This window comes from Sphingomonas sp., from assembly GCF_019746665.1.
Taxonomy (GTDB): domain Bacteria; phylum Pseudomonadota; class Alphaproteobacteria; order Sphingomonadales; family Sphingomonadaceae; genus Sphingomonas.
This window is the reverse complement of record NZ_JAIERS010000015.1, coordinates 1-20,753: the sequence shown is the minus strand read 5'-3', so window position 1 is coordinate 20,753 and position 20,753 is coordinate 1. Positions and strand designations below refer to the sequence as shown.

Sequence of the window (20,753 nt, the reverse complement as noted above, 5' to 3'; positions counted from 1 at the left end):
CGCTAGATGTTGCTTGAACAGGATGCGCCTTCGCACAGCGGCACGCCGGAGGCCGCGCTGCCCGCGGTGTGGTCGTGGAACGAGTGGGATCCGCTTGAGGAAGTCATCGTCGGCCGGTTGGAAGGCGCGACGATCCCGCCCTATCACGTCTCGGTGACGCTCAACGTCCCGAGCTTCACCGGCCGGCTGCACCGGCTGGTCGCGGGACGCCGCTATCCCAAATGGATGGTCAAGCGCGGCCAGGCGGCGCTCGACAACCTGATCCGCGTGCTCGAACAGGCGAACGTCAAGGTCGTCCGCCCGGACCAGGTACCGCACCATCGCAGCTTCGGCTCGCCGCTATGGTCGAGCAAGGGCTTCTGCGTCGCCTGCCCGCGCGACGGCTATCTGGTGATCGGCGATGAGATCATCGAAACCCCGATGGCGTGGCGTTCGCGCTATTTCGAGGGCGACGCCTATCGCCGGCTGTTCAAGGATTATTTTCGGCGCGGCGCGCGCTGGACCTCGGCCCCGCGCCCGCAGCTGACCGACGAGATTTTCGACTATAACTATACCATTCCCAAATATGGCGAGCCGCTGCGCTTCCTGACGACCGAGTTCGAGCCGGTGTTCGACGCCGCCGACTTCGCGCGCGCCGGGCGCGACATTTTCGTCACCCGCTCGAACGTGACGAACGAAATGGGCATCACCTGGCTCGAACGCCATCTGGGTGACCGGTTCCGCATCCACCGGATGCCGAGCAAGTGCCGCAACCCGATGCACATCGATTCCACCTTCCTGATCCTCGGCCCCAAGCGCGCGCTGGTGAACCCCGATTATCTGGACATGGACGCGCTGCCCCCGGTGCTGAAGGACTGGGAGCTGCTGATCGCGCCGCGCCCTGATCCGGTCGACGACATCATGGAGAAAATCTCCATGTGCAGCCCGTGGACGAGCATCAACGTGCTCTCGATCGACGAGAAGCGCGTGATCGTGGAAGAGCGCCAGCCGAGCCTGATCAAGGCGTTCAAGGACTGGGGCTATGAGCCGATCCCGTGCGACTTCATCGCTTACGGTCCGTTCGGCGGCGCGTTTCACTGCGCGACGCTCGACACCGTCCGGCGCGGGCCGAAGCCCGAGGGTCTTTGAGGCGGCGGGCGGGTCAGCGTCCCCCCAATGAACTGCCCGTTACCCCGGCCATGAGCCGCGATCCCGCTACCTGGCGACAGGAGAAGAAGTGGGACCGCGGATAACGTCGGGGGTGACTTTGGTATCTATGGGTGCACGTCATTTTTGGGATGGCGCCCCCCTAAAACCCCAACCGAGCGCTCAGCCGCACGTCGCGCCCCGCGAGCGGCGCGAAGTCCTTCAGGAAGCTCGCATGGCGGCGCGCCTCGGCATCGAACAGGTTGTTCGCGACGAGGCGTAGTTGCAACCGGCTAAGGCGCGGCAGCGGCTTCCAGGCGAGACTCAGGTTCACCATCACAAAGCCGCGCGTCGGCGTTTCGAACGCGGCGACGCGGCTTTGCGGCGTGGTCCACTCAATCTCGGCGCGCCCGTCCAGCCGGGAGGCGGTGGCGCTCATCCCCGCCAGCAGTCGTAGCGGCGGGATGCGGGGAACCGGCGCGCCGCCGGCGAGCGTCGCCTCGGTATAATCGACCAGCGCGTCACCCGCGATGGCAACCCCGTGCCAGCGCGCGATGGGCACCCGGCCCTGCGCCTCGATCCCCCAATAACGCGCGGGGGCGACAGTGAAGGCGAACACCGGTAGCCCCTGCACCAACGCACCGGTCTCGGCGGGAAAAATATAGCTCGAAAAATCGGTGTAATGCGCGGCGATCGTCGCGCTGCCCCAGCGTCCCTGCCCGCGCAGCACCGCCTCGATGCCCCAGCTGCGCTCGATCGGAAGCGCGGGGTTGCCGATCAACTGGCCCTGCGTTCCGGGGTCTATGCCCTGGGTCAGCAATTCCTCGACCACCGGCGCGCGCTCCAGATAGCTGGCGTTGAGCGCGAGCTTCCATTGGGGCACCAGCGCATAATTGGCGCCGCCCGAAATCGCCCAGACGCCAAAGCCGCGCCCGAGCGGCGGGTTGCGCAGGATGGGATCGACCACCGCGCGCACGTCGCTCTGGTCGAACCGCACCGCGCCCTCCAGCTTCAGCCGGCCGAGATCGAGATCGTGCAGCGCGAACAGCGCATATTGTCGGGTGCGGTTGGGCGGCAGCAGCGGCGCCGCGCCCAGCACCTTGAAATCGCGATCGGCATAGGACGCGCCGAGCGTCGCGCGCCAGGCGTGACGGCCGAACACCGCTTCCACCCGGCTTTCATAGCCCAGATTACGGAACGCCGCCGAAATCGGGCCGCCGCGCACGATCTCGAAATGGCGGTAATCGGCCCAGGCGAAGCGGCCGCGCAGCGTGCTCAACGGCCCGGCGGGCAGATCGACCTCGAACCGGCCGTCGATGCGCAGCTGGTTGAGCGCGATATAGGTGTCGGGCTGCGGCGTCGCCGGATCGAGCGACAGCCGCGTCGGCAGGCCATATTGATTGCCGTAGTTCGAGAGCGAAAAGCCCGCATGGCCGCCGCCGAATACCGCGCTCAAGCCCCCGCCCACTTCCCAGGTCTGGAACCCGGTATTGGGGAGCGGCCCGCGCAGCCGTGCCAGCCGCGCGATCGCCGGATCGGGCGCGGCGGCGGCGACGGCGCGCTCGATCGGCGCGAGGATGAACCCGCCGGTCTCGACCGAATCGCCGCGCAGATACTGGCTGTCGAAATGCGCGACCCAGAGGCCGCCGAGCGGCGCATCGACGCGCGCGCCGAAGCTCGCCTCGGTCGCGGCGCTGCCATAGCCGAGCTGCGTCGTCGCCTCGATCCCAGCCGGCGCGCGGCGCGGGATGCGCCCGCTGACGGTGTTCACCACCCCGCCGTTCGATCCCGAAGCATAGAGCAGCGCCGCCGGTCCGCGCAGCAGTTCGATCCGGTCGGCGACCAGCGGGTTGAGCGCGACCGCGTGATCGGGACTGGTGTTCGATACGTCGAGCGTCCCCACCCCGTCGATCAGCAGCCGCCCGCGCTCACCCTGGAAGCCGCGCAGCACCGGGCGCGAAGCGCTGGGGCCGAAGGCGGTAGAGCTGATGCCGGGCTGGTGGGCGAGCGTCTCGCCGATCGTCGAGCGGGCGCGCGCGGCCAGTTCCTCGCCCGAAAGCACCGCGCCGCTCGCGACCAGGCTGGTCTGGCGGCGCACCCGCGCGCCGGTGACGACGATGTCGGGAGGCAGCGCCGCCATCGGCGCCATCCGTGTCACCTCGGTGGGCGTCATGCCCTCGATCGCGGGCATGTCGGGTGGTGACGGGGAGTGTTGTGCCAGGGCGGACGACGCAGTCGGGTCGGCGGTTGTCTGCGCGTCCGCCCCGGCACCGGCGGCGCCGGCAATCGCCAGCGCCGCGCTCAGGGTGGCCAGTTGGATAGGGGACAGGCTGGTCACCCGGCTCGGGACACGGTTGGGTTTAGTTGATGCGATAGACCACCGGGCAGTTGACCACGAACCCCACCGCGCGGAACGGCCCACCGTCCAGGCTCTTCAGGAAGCCGCGCGTATCCATTTCGGCGGCCTGCAGCGCGCTGGTGATGCGATAGCGATAGCCCTTCTGGATCGCCTCGTCGGTCCAAACCAGCGGGAAGATGCGCCACATCGGCGAATAGTCCAGATTGATCGTGGGGATGCCCCCAAGCACATTCAGCGGGCCGCCCTCGCCGCTCAGCGCGCTCACCAAGCCCTGGCGGTGCGGATTGTCCTTGCCGGTCGCGCCGTTCACCACGACAACGATACGCTCGGCTGATTCGCCCGGCGAGGCATCCTCGAGCGCGAACGGCAGATCCTTGAGCGCCGGCGCGTAGATGGCGTTTTCAAGCGTCGCGACCAACGGATCGTTCGCCTCGGTAGAGAGATACTGGATCGGCTTGTCGAAGGTATAGCCCAGCGTCAGCTTGAGCGTGACGGTTTCGTCACGCGGGCAGATCGCGACAACCTTGTCATGCACCTTGCTGTAATCGGCGTTGCCGTCGCACATCGTGTTGAGCTCGGCCTCGCTCGCCATCGAGACGACGGGGGCGTTGAAGATCACCGATTTGGCCGAATTGTCGATATAGACCATCGGCGTATAGGCAGCGTCACCCACCGCGCCCGGCTGGAAGCTCTTGGGCGGGAACGGCGCATTGGCCGGGCCTGGAACGATCGACAGCGCCGGCTTGAAGTCCACCGAGCCGGCATTGAAGGTGAAGGTGCCGTCCTTCTCGATCGTCGCGTGGCGGGTGGCGGCGCCCGTGAGGCCATAGGCCATTTTCGGCGAGTAGTTGACGCCGCTCAAATTGGCGAGGTTCTCATCGGTGGTGTCGGTAATTATGAACCAAACCGGGCGGCCATCCTTCAGCTTGCCCTTGCGCAGCGGCAGCGTCGCGGTGCCCTTCTCGAGATCGACATGGGCTGATTTCATCAACAGCACCGGCCCAAGAAATTCAGGCTTCACCTCCGAGGGTGAAGGTTGCGCGACGATCGTGCGCTGATCTTGATAAATCGAGGCCGGAGCGCGGCGCACCTCGTCGAGGGGCTTGCCCTCTTTGCCGCGCACAACGACTTCCCCTGCGAAAGCGCTTGTCGCGGTTCCGGTCAGTAGGATGCCGGCCAGGATCGCGGCCTTCTTCGTGATGGCTTTCGACAACATCGGTTTCTCCTGTTCAGCGACTTCCGCTCATCGCGCATCTATTGCGTGGCGGCGCCGAAATGCCGTGAATCGAGCAGGCACGCTTTCAGGTTCGCGGTCGCTTTTGTGGATGCTTGCCCGGTCGAGGGTGGCGCTCGACGATTATGTTCGAAAACCGACAAGAGGCATCTGACTCACAAAATTTCACGGCGACAATCGGTTGCCTACCTCACCTTGGCGGCTGGTTGGCTGTTTTCCGGCACTTCCGCTTTATTGCGGTTCTTCCGCCCGACCCCTTGCGCCTGTGTCACGATCGACCGAGCTAGCACCCACGGGTTGGCAGCAATGAAGCAGCAATGTGCTGCCGATACCCGGCGACCAGGGAGTCTACCGATGTGCAACGCGCTTAGGCCGAACGACCTGATGTACCACGGCGCCACCGGCAGCGCCGCCTATGATGCTATCCAGTTCTCGCTGCCGCCGATCGCCGAGTTGGTCTATTTCCACCAGGATCGGCTGAGCGTGGTGCGCCACCTCGGCGCGCGCGGCGACGGGCCGGTGCGCGTTCGCAGCCGCGACGGGGCCAACGCCGCGCTGATCGTCAACCTGGGGTCCCAAGGGCGCTGCCGCGGCCAGATCGGCGCCGAGCAAATCGATAAGCCGCTGCTGCGGCACCATGTCAGCTTCATGCCGCCCGGCATCGAAGCCGATCTCGAATGTCCCGCTGGCAATGGCGCGCTGATCGTCGCCATCCCCCGGGATTATCTGGCGGAGCTGATCCGCGAGTTGGGTGCCGAAGTGCCGCCGGCGTTCTATATGGAGCCGCATCAGCGGCTCGCGCAGCTGGTGATGATGATCGAGCAGGAAATGCGCGCCCCCAGCTTCGCGTCCGACCAGCTGGTGGAAGGGTTGATGCGTGCGATCGCCGCCGTGCTGGTGCGCAGCAACGACCCGAGCCCGCGCGAGCGGGTGCACCTGTCACCCGCCAAGCTCAGCCGGGTGCTCGCTTATATCGAGGCCAATCTGGATAGCGACATCAGCCTGAGCGCGCTGGCGGCGGTGGCGGGCCTCTCTCCCTTCCATTTCTCGCGCACCTTCAAGCTGGCGACGGGGGAAAGCCCCTATCATTATGTGAGCCTGCGCCGCCTGGCGCGCGCGCAGCAGCTGCTGAGCGACAGCCAGTTGCCGCTGGTGCAGATCGCGCTCGAATGCGGCTTCGCCAGCCAGTCGCACTTCACCTCGGTCTTCAGCAAGGCGCTGGGCACCTCGCCAGGGCGCTATCGCCGGGATTATATACGATAACAGCGCAGAGATCCGCAATAGACATCCGAAACAGAGAATATTCTTCGCGCCCACAGCCATATTTAGCATGAGCCGATTATAAAAGGGCTCAACTATGGCTGTTAACGTCAAAGGCGGTTTCTTCGCCTTATCTATCGCATTGCTTGCATCACCTGCAATCTGCCACGCCGATCCGATCGACTCCGCCGCCGCTGCCCCAGCCGAGCCGGCCACCGCCGAACCGGCGATCGCGCTAGCTCAAGTGGACCCGGCGCCAGCGCCGCGCGAATGGACTCCGCTGAAGTTCGGCAATTTCGGCAAGGAATTCACCGAGCGCTGGATTCCGGTGCCCAATGGCACCAGCGGCGCGCCGCGCCAGGGCTGGCTGGCGACCGCGGACGGCTTCTTCACCCGCGAATTCCACCTGGCCTATGATTACACCGACAGCCGTGGACCCGATGCGCATGAAGTGCTGGTGCGCTTCAACTATCCCCTGTCGCGCCGCTTCTGGGCCGGGCTCGAAGTGCCCTTTTATCAGCGCTTGACCAATGGCCGCGACAATTTCGGCGACATCACCCTGTCGACGCTCGTGATGCTCGCCGAAACGCGCAACCTGTCGATCAACGCCGGGGTCGGCTGGCGGTTGCCGACCGGATCGGTGCTGCTAGGCAACAACCGCTTCTCGCCTACGCCGCAGGTCAACGTCTTCACCGACATCGGCCACGGCTTCTCGCTGCGCGGACGCGTCGGCTATCAGATCGGCGATCGGACCGATCCCGATGCGGTGGTGGTCAACGCGACGATCGGCCAGACGGTGACCCCGCACTCGAAGACGCCGTTCGGCGATCTTACATGGTATGTCGCCGCCAATTGGTCCGAACCGGTGACGCGCAACGCGCCCAGCTTCGTCAGCATCACGCCGGGCCTGCGTACCCATCTTGGCGGCAATCTGTTCCTGCTCGGCGGCGTGACTTTCCCGGTAACGCCCTATCGCAACTCGTTCCGTGAACGGTTCATCGTCCAGATCGTGCAGGGCTTTTAACCCCGCCGCCGCCGCGCCTTATCGACAGGCGCGGCGGAACTCGGCCGGAGTATGGCCAATCAGGGCGCGGAAGCGCTCGCTGAACCGCGCGGGGCTCGAAAAGCCGGTCTCGACCGCGATCTCCGCGATGGTACGCTCGCCCGCGCGCAGCGCATCCACCGCCGCCGCCACCCGCTCGGCGATCACAAAGGCATAAGGGGTGAGGCCCGTCGCCGCGCGAAACGCGCGGATGAAGTGATAGCGGCTCATCCCACCCTCACTGGCGAGCGCATCGAGCGTGATCGGCGTGGCGAGATGCGCGCGGACATAATCGCGCACCCGCGCGACCCGTGCCGGCGGCAAGGGTGCATCGCCCAGCGCCCGCAGCGTCGCCCCGGTAAGCGTCGCCAGCCGCAGGTTGAGCCGCGTGAGTCGCGCCTCCGCCGCGAGCGGATCGGTGCCGCTATCGGCGAGCAATAGTTCGAACAACGCCCGCACTATCGCATCGCTACGCCCGAGCTGGTCGGCGAAGCGGACCTGATCCGCCGCGACGCCATAGGTCTCGGCGATATCGCGCGCGAAGCGATCGGGGTGGAGGAACAGGTGCGCGAAATCGATCGGCCCGGCGGTGAGCCATCGATAGCTGCTGCCCGCCGGCACCATCGTGAAGGCGCCGCTGCCGATATCGACATGCGCCGTGCTCAGGCCGCCAGAACGGACGATCCGTTTCGGGCCGCCAAGGTGCAGCACGAGCAGGTGATGATCGAGGGGCGGCTGCATCATCGCGGGCGCCGTGCTCGACCAGCGCTGGATCAAAGCGCCTGACAGATGATTGCATACCGCGACAGGCGGCCGCCCCTCGGCCCACTCGGCCCAGGCATTGGGCGGCAGCCAATCACGCCCGCGCAGCCGGCGCTGACGACGCGAGCCGCCCGCGGCATGCGGCGGTGGGGGTGTTCCCAGCGATAGGCGATTGGCGACGGTCACCAAACTATCCCTTTGATCGCGCGTGCCCTCGCGCCGATTGCTGCCACTGGTTTCCAGACTAACCCCAAGCCGGCACGGCGGGGTGTATCGTTTCGATGCGTGGCGCAGCGTACACCAGTGATGCATAAAGGCACGCTCCGTACCATCAGGGCTAGCACGGAAAGGCCAAGAACTTGAACGACGTCGTTCGAGAACTCGATAGAGTGGCCGATTCGGCAATCGCTCTCGACGCGCCGCTCGCTGAAAAACTGGCGGTCGTCACCCAAGGCCTGCTCAGCGCAAGCCCCCGATTTGCGCGGGCAATTGAACAGCTTATCACACGCCTGGAACGCGCGGGCGCCGGACTTCAGACACCTCGCGCGGGGCAGCTCATGCCGGCGTTCCGCTTGCCGGATCATGCGCATCGGCTGGTCTCGCTCGCCGAGTTGCTCGATCAGGGGCCGGTCGCGATCGTTGTCGTACGCGGCCATTGGTGCCATTATTGCCGGGTTCAGGTCGCCGATCTCGCGTCGGCGGCGGGCGCGGCGCGGCTCGTGTTCATTTCCGCCGAAACCCATGGCCCCGCCGCCGCGCTACGCCAGAAAATTGGCGACGACGCGGTGTTCCTATGCGATGTCGGTGCGGGCTATCTGCTATCGCTGGGCCTCGCGGTTTGGATCGATCCGTCGGTCGCGCGACAGATCGAGGCGGCAGGAATCGATGTGCCGAGTTACCAGAACGGCGCCGGGTGGATCGTGCCGATTCCGGCGGTGTTCGTCGTCGACCGGGACGGCGTGATCCGCCTCGCCCATGTCGATCCGGACTATCGCCGGCGGCTCGATCTGCGCGCGGCGCTCGCCACGCTCATGCCGCCGCCGGGGCCGCCACCGCCGACCAGTCCGCCGCCCGCAGCAGGTTGACGAGCGCCGCCGCCTCGCGCGGCTGCGGTCGGCCGGTCACCGCATAAATCGCGATCGTGCGCGAAAGCGGAAGACCAACGCCGCGCCGACGCCGCAGCTGGGTAACTGCCAGGCCGCTGGCCGGCACAACGCCCACCCCCACCCCGGCCTCGACCAGCGCGATCATGTCATCGCAGCGATCGACCTCGTGCGCGCGGCCGGAATCGACTCCCGCGGCTTCCAGCGCCGCGACCGCACCACCAATCAGCCCCGCCCCGCGGTGCAGCACAAAAGTCTCGCCCGCCTTCGCCGCCGCCGCCACCGGCACGACGCCGGCCTCGGCCGCCAGCGGATGGTCGGCGGGGAACAGCAGGTCGAAACCCTCGGTAAAGATCGGCCGCGCCTCGAACCGATCCCACTCATCCTCGAGCAGCGCGCAGATCGCCAGATCCGCCTCGCCGCGCTTCAACATTGTCGCGATCCCGTCCGGGGCGGCGCGGCGCAGCTTCAGCCGCAGCCCGGGATAGACCCGACGCAGCTCGCGCAGCATCGGCATGATCAGCTGTAGATCGAGCACCGGGGTAATCGCCAACCGCAGCGTCGTCGCCTCCCCCGCCGTCACCGCCGCCGCCACCGCCTTGGCCGAGACCGCGCTGTCATAGCATTGGCGCAGGATCGGGAGCAGCCGCGCGCCCAGTTCGGTCAGATGGGTAAGTCGCCCCTCGCGGCGGATCAGCTCATCGCCGAGCTCAGCCTCGAGCAGCTTGATACCGCGCGTCAGCGCGGGCTGGCTCACCTGGCACTGCGCCGCCGCACGGGTGAAATTGAGCGTCTCCGCCACCGCGAGAAAATAGCGGACCTGTTGCATTTCCATGTGGTTGGCCTCCCGTCAGTGCGCGATGTTCTGCTTTGGGTTCGCGGCGAAGCGTATGGCCGTTACAAGGGGGAGGCGGCGGCAACAGGGCTGGTCGACGTTCATCTTCATGTAGCTATGCCACTCGTAACGCGGTTTCGGTTCGGTGACGATTGCCAAGGTTGGTGAACGAAGCTTTCGGGAAGTTGCGCTAGCCGCCGGTTGACGCCTCGCCCGCGACTGTGCCAAGGGGCCATCAGCTCGCGGGTGTAGCTCAATGGTAGAGCAGAAGCTTCCCAAGCTTACGACGAGGGTTCGATTCCCTTCACCCGCTCCACATCCGCGCTGAACCCGCAGAAATCCGCCATTCCGGCGTCGGAACCAGCTCTGCGGGACACGCGTCTGTGCACCAAGCTGCGCACACGCCACACCGTCCGCCTGCGAAAAGAGCCGGTGCCGCCGACCGGAGCGAGGCTCGGAAGTGGCGACGATATCGTATCTCACGCGGCGTGGCGCACGTTACCATTATCGCCGCAGGCTCTACCGGCGGAAATTCGTAAACCGTCCTATAACCGTTCCGTTGAAGACCGCCGACCCCGTCGAGGCACGCCGCCTCGTCTGCCGGCTGTCGGTCCGGTGGGATGCGATGACGATGATGATGAACGAGCGGATCGAGCGCGGCCTTATGACCGCAAGTGAGGCCGTTGCTCCGTTTAAACGCGGCCTCGACGAGGAGCTCGGTCTGGCAACCGCCGCGCGGCTCGACGGAGATGGGCGGAGCGATCCACGCGCCGCTCAAGTGCTTGAGGCGACTTATCGCATCGCCGCCCGCCTCGCCCCAGATGCGGACACGATATCGATCGAGCTTTTGAATAGCTTGACGGAGGGGTTCTTAGACGCTGACCGCCATGCGGTCGTGCTGATGCTCAAGGCGTTGGCACCGCACCGGGCGGCCACAGCAAGTGCGCGCGCATGCCTCGCGTCGATCGAGGCCCCGATCAACACCGCCACAAGCCGAGACGCCAAGGCACAAATCTTGCCGGCCAAAGCCGAAGCTCAGACCAGGGCACAGCTTCTTGATCGCGCTGAAGTTGCAACCGGCGGTAATCGGATGTCGATTCTGCTCGACGACAACTTGGTCATGCAGCTTCGGGTCGATGTGAGCGAGACAGCACGAGCGGCGCCCGCGCCTGTCGAGGCACCAATCCCAACGCCGTTCCTGACGAACGACACGCGCCGCCTCTCGAATGTCATCGACGACATCGTCGCCGATATCCAAGCATCGGGGGATTGGAACGAAGACGTGGCGCAACGCGTGCGCGTCATCCGCGGTTTCGCTTGGATCACAGGTAACAAGCGGCTGTGCGACTATCGGCCAGGCGAGGCACAGCACTTTGCCGCCACGCTTCGACAACTACCGACAGATTTTTAATGGGGCACCGTCGAGAAGGGCAACATGAGCTGCCCGTTTGATGAGGTGATAACCGAGGTCTCGAAGAAAGCCGGTAAGAAGCGCGATATTCGAACGGTTAACCGTGACCTAACCACGCTCAGCAGACTCGGCCGAGAGTTGAGGAAGACCGCGTGGAAGCCTCGCTATGGCAAGGATCCCGTGCTCGACTTCACGGCCTTAACAAGCGCCAGCCCGATTGATAATCCCGACGATCCCGATAGAATGCCTTGGACGGATAAACATTTGCGTCAGTTTTTCTCATCGCCGATCTATACCGGCGGCGGTGGATGCGGTCGGCGCTTCAAGATCACCAATAACCAATGATCTGGCACGATGCGGCATATTGGGCGCCTCTCCTTCTCAATTCCAGTATTATTTCACAAGAGCAATTATGCGGATTGGAATGCGAAGATTTCGCCATCGACGTTGACACACTGTTTTTGACGATCGCCGAAAACATGACAAAAAGCAAAGATGGCGAGCGGCCGCCAGGCTTAAAGCGTCCTTCGCGACGTCGCATGGTCCCTCTCCATCCGGAGCTGTTGCGGCTTGGTCTACGAGATTATGCCAAGGCCATTGAGACCGAGGGGCATGTCGAGGCATTTCATGAGCTGTATCAAAAGAATCTCGTAAATGTCGGCGGGAAGCGGTTCTACGCATCGGCGGGCCGGTACCCTCTCGATTATGTTGACGGTTTTCTCCCGCTACCGGGGACATCGGAGGGCAAGCGCGCCGACCTTCACTCCCTTCGAACGACCGGAGGCAGCGCTTCGGATGCGTCGGATGCCAAGCAACTTATCGTTGACGACATCCTGGGTCATGCGCGCGAGGGGACGGGCCCAAGAAAATATTCGAAGGCCTGATTCATGAAAGGCAGCGCCCCAATCCTAGCCAAGCGCCTGGAAGTAATGGTCGCAGCCTTGCCGGCTGTGACTGATCACCTTGATCCCGCACCGGTCCGCCTTCTGCCAGTTGAGCAGCGGTCACGCACCGGGTCAGCGGCCGGGTGTGCCGCCCGAAAAAAGGCTTGATACTGCTGGTGGGCGAGCACGGTTTCGTCATTGGCCAGAAAACCACAAGTGCGTTATCCGTCAGAACGCAAACGCATAGCTGCTCTCGCCGCCCAGCCTGAGCAGCACCGCAACGTACGAATGACGCACATCAGGAAGTGATTGTGTGGTGGGGAAGCTAGGAATTCTGCCGTTCTACACCGTGAAACGGCGGAAAACGGTTGATGAGAGAGGATTCGCAACCGTTTCTTACGGTGTGCGACGTTCAGCGGCGAAAAACGGCGGATAACTGCGCCTGCGGCCGCATGAATTGCGTCTGGCCGCGAGCCCTTGGCACCCGGCGCAACAGTGTCGCAACAATCTGACAATGCCGGGGAAACAACGGCGTGGCATCGACCAGCCCGAGCAGCTGTCGACGTTCGCTATTGCCACCACTCGATGTCGCGACGCCCGCACCCGCGAGCGCGCCTTACCCAATACTCGCGGGGAAACGATGCGCGCTATATCTCTTCGTCACATCTTGTTAGCGCTCGTTGCTCTGGTGTCTTGGACCCAGCCGGTGGATGCCCAGGCGCCAAACCTGCTGAAGAACGGGGGCTTCGAAGGCGCCGCGCCGACAGCACCCGATCTGCCCGAGAGCTGGCGCCCGGACCGTGCCGAGGCGGGCTACGCCCTCACAACCGCGCAGGTGCATGGCGGCGCCAATGCAGTGGCGATCACTTTCGACAAGCAGACGAGCAGCGCCGGCTATGCCGGGATCATCCAGGGGATAGCGGCGGAGGGGCTGGAGGGCCGCCCCATCATCCTCTCCGCCTGGCTCCACCGGGGCAACCCGAAGAGCAAGGCGGGCCTGTGGCTGGCGTTCGTCGATGCAGCCGGCAAACGGCTCGGCTATCTCAATGATTATGACGCGCCCTGGCGCGATGCCGCCTGGAACGAACGCCGGCTGCGCGCGGTGGTGCCGGCGGGCACGAAGCGTATCGCGATCGGCATCTCGGTGTTCGAGGAAAGCGGCACGCTGGTTATAGATGATGTTTCGCTCGAACAGGCGCGCGAATGACGGGGGTGATGTGATCGAGGAAGCCAGCCGCACGATCGACAACGCGCTGCGCGGCGTGAAGGTGCTGATCGCCGAGGACGAACCCGAAATCGCCGAAATCGTCGAGGCCTTCTTCAAGAAGGAGGAGGCGCAGTGCCTGATCGCGACCAGCGGTACCGACGCCATCGACGCCGCGCGGTGGTGGTGCCCCGATCTGCTGGTGCTCGACATTCGCCTGCCGGGGCGCGACGGGCTATCGGTGCTCGCCGAGCTGCGCTCGACCGGCAAGGCGACGGGCGTGCTGATCGTCAGCGCGCTGGGCGATGATATCGACAAGCTCACCGGCTTCCGGCTGGGGTGCGACGATTATCTGGTGAAGCCGTTCAACCCGCTCGAACTGATCGCGCGCGCCAAGGTGCTGCTCGGGCGCGCGGCGCGGCAGCCGGAGCATCGCACGCTCGGCTTCGGCAAGCTGCGGGTCGATCTGGAGGCGTTCCGGGCCTTTGCCGATGGCGTGCCGCTCACGCTCACCCCGGTCGAGTTCCGCCTGCTCCGCCTGTTCGTCGAGCGCGGCGGCCGGCTGGTGAGCCGCGCACAGATCGTCGATCATGCGCTGGCGGGGGATGCATATGATCGCTCGGTCGATCCGCACATCAGCCGGTTGCGCCAGAAGCTGGAAAGCGCGGGAGCGGGCGTGCGGCTCACCAGCATCCGCGGCGAGGGCTATCGCCTGGATCTGGTGGCATGACGACGAGCCTTGGCACGCGCATCGCGCTGAGCGCGATCGTGATCAGCGTGGTCGCGGCCCTGGTCGCAGCCTTCGTGCCCGATTACATCTACCTCATTCGCGACAAGCTGTTCCTGGCGAGCCTGTCGGCGCCCGATCAGCAGACGCTTTCGCGTTTGCTCGCCGATCACGGCCAATGTTCGCCGCAGGTGCAAAATTTCAAGCTGGCGCATGGCTTTGCGCCGTGGCGGCTGAACTATAATTGGGCGCTCGGCGCGCTGATCGCGCTGACGGCGGCCATCTGCGGCGCGCTCGCCATCGGCTCGGCCCAGCGCATTGCCCGGCCGATCGCCGCGCTTGCCGATTGCGCGCGCGCGGTGGCGCTCGGCGGCCGCGAACCGCCGCCGCCGCTCAGCAGCAGCGCCCCGCGCGAGATCGCGACGCTCCACCGCGATTTCACGACGATGGTCGCAGCACTCGATGCCGCCGATAACGATGTCCGCCTGCGCTCGGCAGCGATCGCGCATGAGCTGCGCACCCCGCTCGCGGTGATGCGCGGGCGGCTGATCGGCGCCCAAGCCGGCGTCTTCGCGTTCGACGCGGCAATGCTCGAAAGCCTATTGCGACAGATCACGCTAGTCGATCAACTGGTGGCGGACCTCAACCTGCTCGCGGCACGCCAGCAGGGCGAGCTGCGGCTGGAGATCGAGGACGTGCGGCTCGACCAGACCGCCCGTGCCGTGATCGAGGCGTTGCGTCCGGAAGCCGAGGCGGGCGGCGCGACGCTGATCCCCGAGGTTGCCGCGATCACTACCCGTGCCGATCCCGCCCGGATCGAGCGGGCGCTGCTCAATCTGGTGAGCAACGCGATCCGTTATGCGCCCGGTAGCACCATCCGCCTCTCGGTCGGCAGCAGCGGGGGCAGGATCGTGCTGGCGGTCAGCGACACCGGCCCCGGCTGGCCGGTCGCCGATCCGCAGGCGCTGGCGGGCGCTTTCGTGCGCGGCGACGAGTCGCGCTCGCGCCAATCGGGCGGATCGGGGCTGGGCCTTGCAATCGTCGAGGCGGTGGCGCGCGCGCATGGCGGCGAATTGCAGCTCAGCGCCAACCAGCCGCGCGGCGCGCGCGCCGAGATGATCCTGCCGGCGGATTGAGCCGCGCGGCACCGCCACCGCTTGGTCGATCGCAACAATCCGGCAAGCAACCGCCAACCAGCCCGCACCAGGCACATGCGACCCAGCACGATGGAAGCTGGGGAGGATCAATGAAGCTGGGATCGGTCAGTCTGCTCGCCGTGCTGTGCGCCGGCATCGTTTCAGCGCGCGCCGCCGCCGCCGAGGGCGCGACCGCCAAGGCCAGCTATCCCGCCGCCTTCTTTGCCGATGTGCAGCCGCAAAATGCGCTGGATATGCTGATCCGCGTGCCCGGCTTTACCTTGGTGGAGGGGAATGGCGCGCGGGGCTTTGGCGATGCCGCGGGCAATGTGCTGATAAACGGCGCGCGCCCGGTGACCAAGGATGTCGCGCTCGCCGAGTATCTCAAGCGCATTCCCGCCGCCACGGTCGACCGGATCGAGCTGCTCGACGGCGCCTCGGCGGGGCTGCAGGGCGGCGGCAGCCGGCTGATCGCGAACATCGTGCTGAAGGCGAGCGGTGGCGGCAGCTGGCGCCTGCGCGGCGAAACGGTGGGCGACAGTCGCGTCGCCCCCACAGGCGCCCTTTCCTGGAAAGGTGCTATCGCCGGGGCGAGCGTTTCGGCAAGCGTTGACGGCGGGGTCGACACGCTGATGCGGCTTGAAGGGCGCGAACGGCTGATCAACGCGGGCGGCGCAATCGTGGAGGATGGTCCGCTGGTCGATAACCGGCGCAATCAGGCGGTCGCCGGGTCGTTCAGCATCGCCGGGAAAATCGCCGGCGTGACGACCACTTTGTCCACCGCGCTGCGCACCTCCGAATTCACCCGGCGGTCCCAGTTCGACGTGTTCACCATCGGCCAGCCCGAGCTGACGCGCCTCGATCTGGAAAGCGATACCAGTCGCGATCGCAGCGCCGAGCTTTCGCTGGAGCTGAAGTGCCCGATCGGGCGGGGCGAAGCCAAGGCGATCGTGCTGCAAACCTGGTCGGGATCGCGCTTCCTTTCGGGCATCGAATCCCGCTTTCCCGATGAAGACTTCGCTGCTTCGCGGTTCGAATCGAAGCAGACTCGATCGGAAACGATCCTCCGCGCGGGCTGGGCGCCGCGCTGGTCCAAGCTTTCGGGCGAGATTGCGGTGGAGGGCGTGCGGACGACGCTGGGCGCCGCCACCGCTTTCTTCGGCACCAGCCCGGCGGGACAATCCCTGCTGGACCAAGGGACCACCGATGTCGGCGAATGGCGTGGATCGGCGGCGATTTCCGCCACCTATAGCGGCATCAAGCAGTTGAGCATCGAAGCCGCGCTCGCCGGCGAAATCTCGCGGATCGAGCTCGCCGCGCCGTTTCGCGGTGCGAACACCTATCGCTTCCTGAAGCCCCGGCTGGTGCTCAACTGGGCGGCGGGCGCGCGCACATCGGTGAACCTGCGGCTCGAACGTCTGGTCGGCCAGCTCGATTTCGGCGATTTCGTCGGCGCGCAGCAAGTGTCCGACGGATCGGCGACCCAGACCAACGCCGCGCTGCAACCGCCGCAGACCGACGCCGCGCGGCTGACGATCGAGCGCCGCTGGGGCAAGCGCGGCAGCGTGGCGGTCACGCTGGTCGGTGAGCGCGCGCGCAATATCGTCGACGTGATCCCGGTGGCGGGCGGCCAGGGCATCGGCAACATCCCGAGCGGCACCGCCTATGGCGTCGATCTGCTGGCGACGCTGCCGCTCGATTTCCTGCTGCGCGGCGCCGAGTTGACGGTGAACGCCGCCTGGCGGCGCACGATGGTGACCGATCCGTTCAACAGGCAGACCCGCCCCTTCCAGAACAGCGAGTTCGACCCCAGCACCATCAGCTTCCGCCACGTCGCCTCGCGCGACATCACCTATGGCGCACGTTTCACCTATGAGCCGCCCAGCCGCACTTTCCGCAGCGCGCTGTTCAGCGATTACCGCCCCGGACCGGCGGTTTCGGTCTTCGGCGAATTCGTGGTGCGCAAGGGGTTGAAACTTTCGCTCGAAGTGAACCGCTTGTTCGACCAGGCGGTCGACCGCGACCTGTTCCGCTATGCCGGGGTGCGGGGCGAGGTTCCCTTCTCGGTGATCGAATCGCGCCGACGAATGTCGCGGCGGCTGTTCGCGCTACAGATCGAGGGAGGTTTCTGAGGGTAGCCGATGGCGCCATTAAGCAGACTTTGGGAGCCACTGGCCGCTACGCGCCACTCTTTCGGCCGTTCAGGGCGGCCGTTCGTGATCCCAAAATCAGCGGCGTCTTTTGGCTCTTCTACCGAAGATTTGGGGGTGGCGACCGTGTTCGCGCAGGCTCGCTTGGAACACCGCCGCCACCAGATCAATCTTTCATTACCACAGCGTATCCTATGCACCTGATCCACAATAATCAGGAATAGATGTTAACGCCCTACCGCCCGGTCGAAGCTGTCGAGTTCGCGACAAGATAGGCGATGATCGCGGCTCTTTGGGTTGGATCGGGAATGGTGAGGAACATTTTCGATCCTGGCGCCAGCTTCTGCGGACCTTGCAGCCACACGTCGAGCCGGGCCGGGGTCCAGACACCGGCGAGCTTTTTGATCGCGCTGGAATAGGGATAGCCCGGTGCGGTCGCGATCTTCCGGCCGACGACGCCGCGATGCGCCGGGCCGATGCGGTTGGCGTCCAGCGAATGGCAGCCGCCGCATTTTGCCTGATACAGCGCCTGGCCATCCGCCGGCGATTGCGCCGCGGCGGGCGTGGCGGTCATCAGAACCGCCATCGCCACGATGATTGAAGAAGGGCGCATCGTTGATCACCCGAACAGATAGGGTTCGGCTGGAACGCTGTTGCCCAGCGCACCGCTCAGTACCGCCCAATGAACCGCTTCGTCGGTCGAGAGCTGCGCGAACAAATGGCCGATCGACCGGTCCTGCAAGGCGGCGACCTGACCGACATAGGCGTTGGCGGCGCCCTGCTCGAGCGCTGCGGCGAGCTTCACCACATCGCCCTCCGATTTCAGCGCGCCAAGGTTGAGATTGGCGGTATATTCGGCATCGGTCTTGGGTTCGACCGGCTTGCCGCCCGCCTTGATGATCAGATTGGCGAGCGAGTCTCGGTGCGCCTTGTGGTGGCCCAGAAACACCAGCGCCACTTTGAGCGTGCCGGGAGTCAACAAGCCGCTGCCGCCAGCGATGGTATAGGCGGCGATCCCCTCCATTTCGAGCGCGAGCGCGCCCTGTAGAATGCCGACATCACCCTCACCCGCCGTCTTGAGCTGCCGCTTGACCGCGGCGGCGGTGGCGGGGCCACTCAGAAAGTTGAGCGCGCTGATCCCGGCGATAGCGGCACCCCCGCCGAGCATGAAATTCCGCCGATCGGTCGCGCGTTCAGCCGTTTTCAGCCGGTTCTTTTCAATCATCGTCATTCTCCCTCTGCTCGGGGCGCGATTGCTTCAGGGTTGCTCGCGCCTAAGGAAATGGTTGAAGTCGCCGATCTATTTTGGAACGCAGGCGCTTGCCGGTTCCGTGATCCACGAAAAAACGGCATGGGGAACGATGTTCCGGCGATAAATCGGCGATTTGATTACGCGGTACGGAAGTTTTGGGCGGCGGACCGGCCCCATTTAAACGCGCTGGGGGATCGGGATCGCGGTCATCAACAGGCTTGGCCGGCTAGGCTGGCGGGCAGCGCAGCGGCTGAGGTGGGTGCCGTAATCAGGCTCACGGGTTCGCCTTCCGACGGCTTGTTTGCTATTAGATACCGCTCGGGCGCCTGCGTTACCGATGACATCGAACCATCGCAGCAATTTTGGACAATAATGCAAAGAACAGAAAAGTTCTCTGTCGATTGAAGTTGCGGACGCGCGCTATATTTTTGGCGATTATAACGATATAACGCCGACATTTCCACAAATAATAGTGCGGCAATTAAGGGTTCTTTGTAAGATAATGGATCACGGATGGGGGTTTTATAACGGAATTAAACGAGAATATTCACGAAAGCTGGCGCATGGAGTTCTTGTCGGGATGCCGGCGAGCAGAGGTGTCTCGCCCCGCCGACCCCGGTGATGTCGCGCCTATAGATCGGTTTTAGCGCCGACCGCTTGCGCCGGCGCACTGCGGACCAGCCGAATGTCAATCTCTCGGTCGACATAGGTCCATTCTTCACTTGCGCGCAGTTCCACTAGCAACTGCTCGAACAGTGCTTCATGCTGCGGCGCATATTCGAACCAGGTGAGGAAATCGAACGGCTGGCCTATATCGCGCGAGTGGTGCAGACGCCGGGCGATCTGCGGCAGGAAGCGCAAGCCGATCGAGGTGTGGCCCGAGCGCTCCTCGAATATCGCGCGCCGATCGTCCTGGGGCAGATCCCACCAGGCCTGTTTCTTGCGGATGGGAATAAGCGATGCATAGATCGCCTCGGGCCGCGCGAGGGGCGCCTGCGCGCGTCGCAACTCGGCGACTTCTTGGTTTGTCGTGTAGCGCAAATTGCTGATCACACCGTCGAGCGTCCACACCGCCCCGGGCACGGCGGGGACCGCATTGAGCTGGACGGTCAAGCCGGCAACCTTTGGCAAGGACTCCCCGGTCAGGGTGGTCTGGCTTCTTACCCGCCACTCCCCGCCCGCGCCGCCCGCAAAGCCGATCCGGTTGACGCCCCCCGCCGCGGCGGCTGGCGCGGCAGCGGCGGCGGCAGCGTCGGCTGAGAAACCGAGCGCGCCGATCCCGGCAAGCGCGCTGCCCCCGGCCAGCATGAAATGACGCCTATTGGCGATCATCGCTCTTGCCGCAAGCCCGTCTCGATCGGTCATCCTGGGGTTCCTTATTTCTCAAGAGGCGATGGTCACGATCTGCCGCATAGGCGCGCCAGCCCGGCGAAGCGGGCGATTACACCGGGACGCGGCGGCGCGTTTCTAAAGGGCTGCGATTTTCGAGCCGCCTTGCGCTGGCGCCCGAGCTGAAATCGGGCGGCGCTATAGCGGGTGAAACACAGGGCCAAAGACGGATCACGGGGGGCAAATCCAGGGAGCATGGCGCTTAGATGCCCAAGCGCCCTTTGGCGTTTCAGCATCGCGCGAAGAAACGCGGCGCGCTTGCCCTGCTTCGTTTAACCCGACAGCGTCGCGCGGCCCGGCGCCGCGTCGCGGTGCGCGGCGATCAGCGCGTTCACCCGCTCGGTAAGCGCCACGCAGATCGCGCCGCCAAACAGCAGCGACCCATCGAGCACGTCGCGCGCGACCGGCGCGAGATCAGCCTGTAGCATGCGCCGCGCCCGAAAATGCCGGATCTTCACCGTTGCGGGAAGAACATTGAGCGCGGCGGCGACTTCATCCACCGTCATCCCCTCGATCTCTCGGAGAACAAACGCGATGCGGTAGGTAACCGGCAGCCGCGCGATCGCCTGTTCCAGCAACACGCGCAGTTCGGCTTGCTCGGCAAATTGGTCCGGGGTCGGCGGCGGCGTTGTGCCAAAGAGCGTGTCAATGTGGCGCGCCGCCGCTGCCATTTGCTCCGCGCGCGCCGCATGGCGCCGCGCCGAGCGCAGCCGGGCCAGGGCCTCGTTGATGACGATGCGGGTAAGCCAGGTCGAAAGCTTCGACCGGCCCTCGAAAGTCTCGATCGCGGCAAAGGCTTTGAGCCGACATTCTCCAAGTGGCCTGCCGCTTGACTTCAAGATCGCCTGATTTTGCTCGCTGGGCAAGCGTTTTTCGCCCC

General features: G+C 65.2%; 20 protein-coding genes and 1 tRNA gene. 13 read left to right on the top strand and 8 right to left on the bottom strand.

The genetic code is table 11. From position 1 onward, the window contains the following. Positions 1 to 6: 6 nt before the first annotated feature. On the top strand, positions 7 to 1,128 hold the full coding sequence (locus tag K2X73_RS10515) for a hypothetical protein (RefSeq protein WP_294110645.1): 1,122 nt from the start codon (positions 7 to 9) through the stop codon (positions 1,126 to 1,128). Between the two features lie 160 nt (positions 1,129 to 1,288). Here the strand turns inward: K2X73_RS10515 and K2X73_RS10510 are convergent, their stop codons facing one another. Further along, the gene (locus K2X73_RS10510; RefSeq protein WP_294110643.1) at positions 1,289 to 3,463 is read right to left on the bottom strand and encodes a TonB-dependent receptor; all 2,175 of its coding nucleotides are present in this window, start codon (positions 3,461 to 3,463) and stop codon (positions 1,289 to 1,291) included. Positions 3,464 to 3,485: 22 nt separating this feature from the next. After that, on the bottom strand, positions 3,486 to 4,700 hold the full coding sequence (locus tag K2X73_RS10505; RefSeq protein ID WP_294110641.1) for a hypothetical protein: 1,215 nt from the start codon (positions 4,698 to 4,700) through the stop codon (positions 3,486 to 3,488). A 372-nt stretch (positions 4,701 to 5,072) separates the two neighbouring features. Between K2X73_RS10505 and K2X73_RS10500 the strand changes: the two genes are divergently transcribed. Beyond that, complete coding sequence (locus tag K2X73_RS10500; protein WP_294110638.1) at positions 5,073 to 5,981, top strand: AraC family transcriptional regulator; 909 nt, start codon at positions 5,073 to 5,075, stop codon at positions 5,979 to 5,981. Between the two features lie 139 nt (positions 5,982 to 6,120). Beyond that, positions 6,121 to 7,002, top strand: coding sequence for a transporter (locus tag K2X73_RS10495; protein ID WP_294110636.1), 882 nt, complete (start codon positions 6,121 to 6,123; stop codon positions 7,000 to 7,002). Between the two features lie 18 nt (positions 7,003 to 7,020). On the opposite strand, the gene K2X73_RS10490 is transcribed toward K2X73_RS10495, so the two are convergent. Continuing rightward, entirely contained in the window at positions 7,021 to 7,764 is a 744-nt protein-coding gene (locus K2X73_RS10490) for an AraC family transcriptional regulator (RefSeq protein WP_294110634.1), read from the bottom strand. Positions 7,765 to 8,339: 575 nt separating this feature from the next. Between K2X73_RS10490 and K2X73_RS10485 the strand changes: the two genes are divergently transcribed. Then, on the top strand, positions 8,340 to 8,867 hold the full coding sequence (locus K2X73_RS10485; protein ID WP_294110632.1) for a redoxin domain-containing protein: 528 nt from the start codon (positions 8,340 to 8,342) through the stop codon (positions 8,865 to 8,867). On the opposite strand, the gene K2X73_RS10480 is transcribed toward K2X73_RS10485, so the two are convergent. Next, on the bottom strand, positions 8,812 to 9,720 hold the full coding sequence (locus tag K2X73_RS10480) for a LysR family transcriptional regulator (protein ID WP_294110630.1): 909 nt from the start codon (positions 9,718 to 9,720) through the stop codon (positions 8,812 to 8,814). The two genes, K2X73_RS10485 and K2X73_RS10480, sit on opposite strands and share 56 nt — an antisense overlap. Positions 9,721 to 9,962: 242 nt before the next feature. Here K2X73_RS10480 and K2X73_RS10475 point away from each other — a divergent pair. The 8 genes from K2X73_RS10475 to K2X73_RS10440 all read left to right on the top strand — a co-directional run bounded on the left by K2X73_RS10475 (position 9,963) and on the right by K2X73_RS10440 (position 17,214). Next, positions 9,963 to 10,036 (top strand) — tRNA-Gly (locus tag K2X73_RS10475). A gap of 243 nt (positions 10,037 to 10,279) precedes the next feature. Beyond that, positions 10,280 to 11,131, top strand: a complete 852-nt coding sequence (locus K2X73_RS10470) for a hypothetical protein (protein WP_294110628.1) — start codon at positions 10,280 to 10,282, stop codon at positions 11,129 to 11,131. A gap of 24 nt (positions 11,132 to 11,155) precedes the next feature. Continuing rightward, positions 11,156 to 11,476 (top strand): hypothetical protein, encoded by a 321-nt coding sequence (locus K2X73_RS10465; RefSeq protein ID WP_294110626.1) that lies wholly within the window; start codon positions 11,156 to 11,158, stop codon positions 11,474 to 11,476. Beyond that, positions 11,473 to 12,015, top strand: coding sequence for a hypothetical protein (locus tag K2X73_RS10460; protein WP_294110624.1), 543 nt, complete (start codon positions 11,473 to 11,475; stop codon positions 12,013 to 12,015). Before K2X73_RS10465 ends, K2X73_RS10460 begins: the two co-directional genes overlap by 4 nt. Positions 12,016 to 12,703: 688 nt before the next feature. Next, the gene (locus K2X73_RS10455) at positions 12,704 to 13,222 is read left to right on the top strand and encodes a hypothetical protein (RefSeq protein ID WP_294110621.1); all 519 of its coding nucleotides are present in this window, start codon (positions 12,704 to 12,706) and stop codon (positions 13,220 to 13,222) included. Next, positions 13,191 to 13,949 (top strand): response regulator transcription factor, encoded by a 759-nt coding sequence (locus tag K2X73_RS10450; RefSeq protein WP_294110619.1) that lies wholly within the window; start codon positions 13,191 to 13,193, stop codon positions 13,947 to 13,949. The genes K2X73_RS10455 and K2X73_RS10450 overlap by 32 nt, the downstream gene beginning before the upstream one ends. Next, complete coding sequence (locus K2X73_RS10445) at positions 13,946 to 15,082, top strand: HAMP domain-containing sensor histidine kinase (RefSeq protein ID WP_294110617.1); 1,137 nt, start codon at positions 13,946 to 13,948, stop codon at positions 15,080 to 15,082. Before K2X73_RS10450 ends, K2X73_RS10445 begins: the two co-directional genes overlap by 4 nt. Before the next feature lie 110 nt (positions 15,083 to 15,192). Beyond that, a complete protein-coding gene (locus tag K2X73_RS10440; RefSeq protein ID WP_294110615.1) occupies positions 15,193 to 17,214 on the top strand; it encodes a TonB-dependent receptor plug domain-containing protein in 2,022 nt (673 codons plus the stop codon). 253 nt (positions 17,215 to 17,467) lie between these two features. On the opposite strand, the gene K2X73_RS10435 is transcribed toward K2X73_RS10440, so the two are convergent. Together K2X73_RS10435 and K2X73_RS10430 are read right to left on the bottom strand one after the other, a co-directional pair. After that, positions 17,468 to 17,806: a c-type cytochrome gene (locus K2X73_RS10435; RefSeq protein WP_294110614.1), complete on the bottom strand. Its 339-nt coding sequence runs from the start codon at positions 17,804 to 17,806 to the stop codon at positions 17,468 to 17,470. Between the two features lie 45 nt (positions 17,807 to 17,851). Further along, a complete protein-coding gene (locus K2X73_RS10430; protein WP_294110612.1) occupies positions 17,852 to 18,457 on the bottom strand; it encodes a ferritin-like domain-containing protein in 606 nt (201 codons plus the stop codon). Positions 18,458 to 18,514: 57 nt separating this feature from the next. On the opposite strand from K2X73_RS10430, the gene K2X73_RS10425 reads away from it, so the two are divergent. Next, positions 18,515 to 18,889: a hypothetical protein gene (locus K2X73_RS10425; protein ID WP_294110610.1), complete on the top strand. Its 375-nt coding sequence runs from the start codon at positions 18,515 to 18,517 to the stop codon at positions 18,887 to 18,889. Between the two features lie 225 nt (positions 18,890 to 19,114). Here the strand turns inward: K2X73_RS10425 and K2X73_RS10420 are convergent, their stop codons facing one another. Beyond that, on the bottom strand, positions 19,115 to 19,849 hold the full coding sequence (locus tag K2X73_RS10420) for a chlorite dismutase family protein (protein ID WP_294110608.1): 735 nt from the start codon (positions 19,847 to 19,849) through the stop codon (positions 19,115 to 19,117). A 296-nt stretch (positions 19,850 to 20,145) separates the two neighbouring features. Further along, positions 20,146 to 20,712 (bottom strand): sigma-70 family RNA polymerase sigma factor, encoded by a 567-nt coding sequence (locus K2X73_RS10415; protein WP_294110776.1) that lies wholly within the window; start codon positions 20,710 to 20,712, stop codon positions 20,146 to 20,148. Between the last annotated feature and the right edge of the window lie 41 nt (positions 20,713 to 20,753).

Bases quoted from the DNA above. Each gene is read 5' to 3' on its own strand.
- K2X73_RS10485 (WP_294110632.1), top strand. From the start codon at position 8,340: ATGCCGGCGTTCCGCTTGCCGGATCATGCGCATCGGCTGGTCTCGCTC.
- K2X73_RS10465 (WP_294110626.1), top strand. From the start codon at position 11,156: ATGAGCTGCCCGTTTGATGAGGTGATAACCGAGGTCTCGAAGAAAGCC.
- K2X73_RS10480 (WP_294110630.1), bottom strand. From the start codon at position 9,720: ATGGAAATGCAACAGGTCCGCTATTTTCTCGCGGTGGCGGAGACGCTC.
- K2X73_RS10450 (WP_294110619.1), top strand. From the start codon at position 13,191: ATGATGTTTCGCTCGAACAGGCGCGCGAATGACGGGGGTGATGTGATC.
- K2X73_RS10500 (WP_294110638.1), top strand. From the start codon at position 5,073: ATGTGCAACGCGCTTAGGCCGAACGACCTGATGTACCACGGCGCCACC.
- K2X73_RS10420 (WP_294110608.1), bottom strand. From the start codon at position 19,849: ATGACCGATCGAGACGGGCTTGCGGCAAGAGCGATGATCGCCAATAGG.
- K2X73_RS10445 (WP_294110617.1), top strand. From the start codon at position 13,946: ATGACGACGAGCCTTGGCACGCGCATCGCGCTGAGCGCGATCGTGATC.
- K2X73_RS10515 (WP_294110645.1), top strand. From the start codon at position 7: ATGTTGCTTGAACAGGATGCGCCTTCGCACAGCGGCACGCCGGAGGCC.
- K2X73_RS10505 (WP_294110641.1), bottom strand. From the start codon at position 4,700: ATGTTGTCGAAAGCCATCACGAAGAAGGCCGCGATCCTGGCCGGCATC.
- K2X73_RS10435 (WP_294110614.1), bottom strand. From the start codon at position 17,806: ATGACCGCCACGCCCGCCGCGGCGCAATCGCCGGCGGATGGCCAGGCG.
- K2X73_RS10440 (WP_294110615.1), top strand. From the start codon at position 15,193: ATGAAGCTGGGATCGGTCAGTCTGCTCGCCGTGCTGTGCGCCGGCATC.
- K2X73_RS10425 (WP_294110610.1), top strand. From the start codon at position 18,515: ATGGTTGAAGTCGCCGATCTATTTTGGAACGCAGGCGCTTGCCGGTTC.
- K2X73_RS10430 (WP_294110612.1), bottom strand. From the start codon at position 18,457: ATGATTGAAAAGAACCGGCTGAAAACGGCTGAACGCGCGACCGATCGG.
- K2X73_RS10460 (WP_294110624.1), top strand. From the start codon at position 11,473: ATGATCTGGCACGATGCGGCATATTGGGCGCCTCTCCTTCTCAATTCC.
- K2X73_RS10490 (WP_294110634.1), bottom strand. From the start codon at position 7,764: ATGATGCAGCCGCCCCTCGATCATCACCTGCTCGTGCTGCACCTTGGC.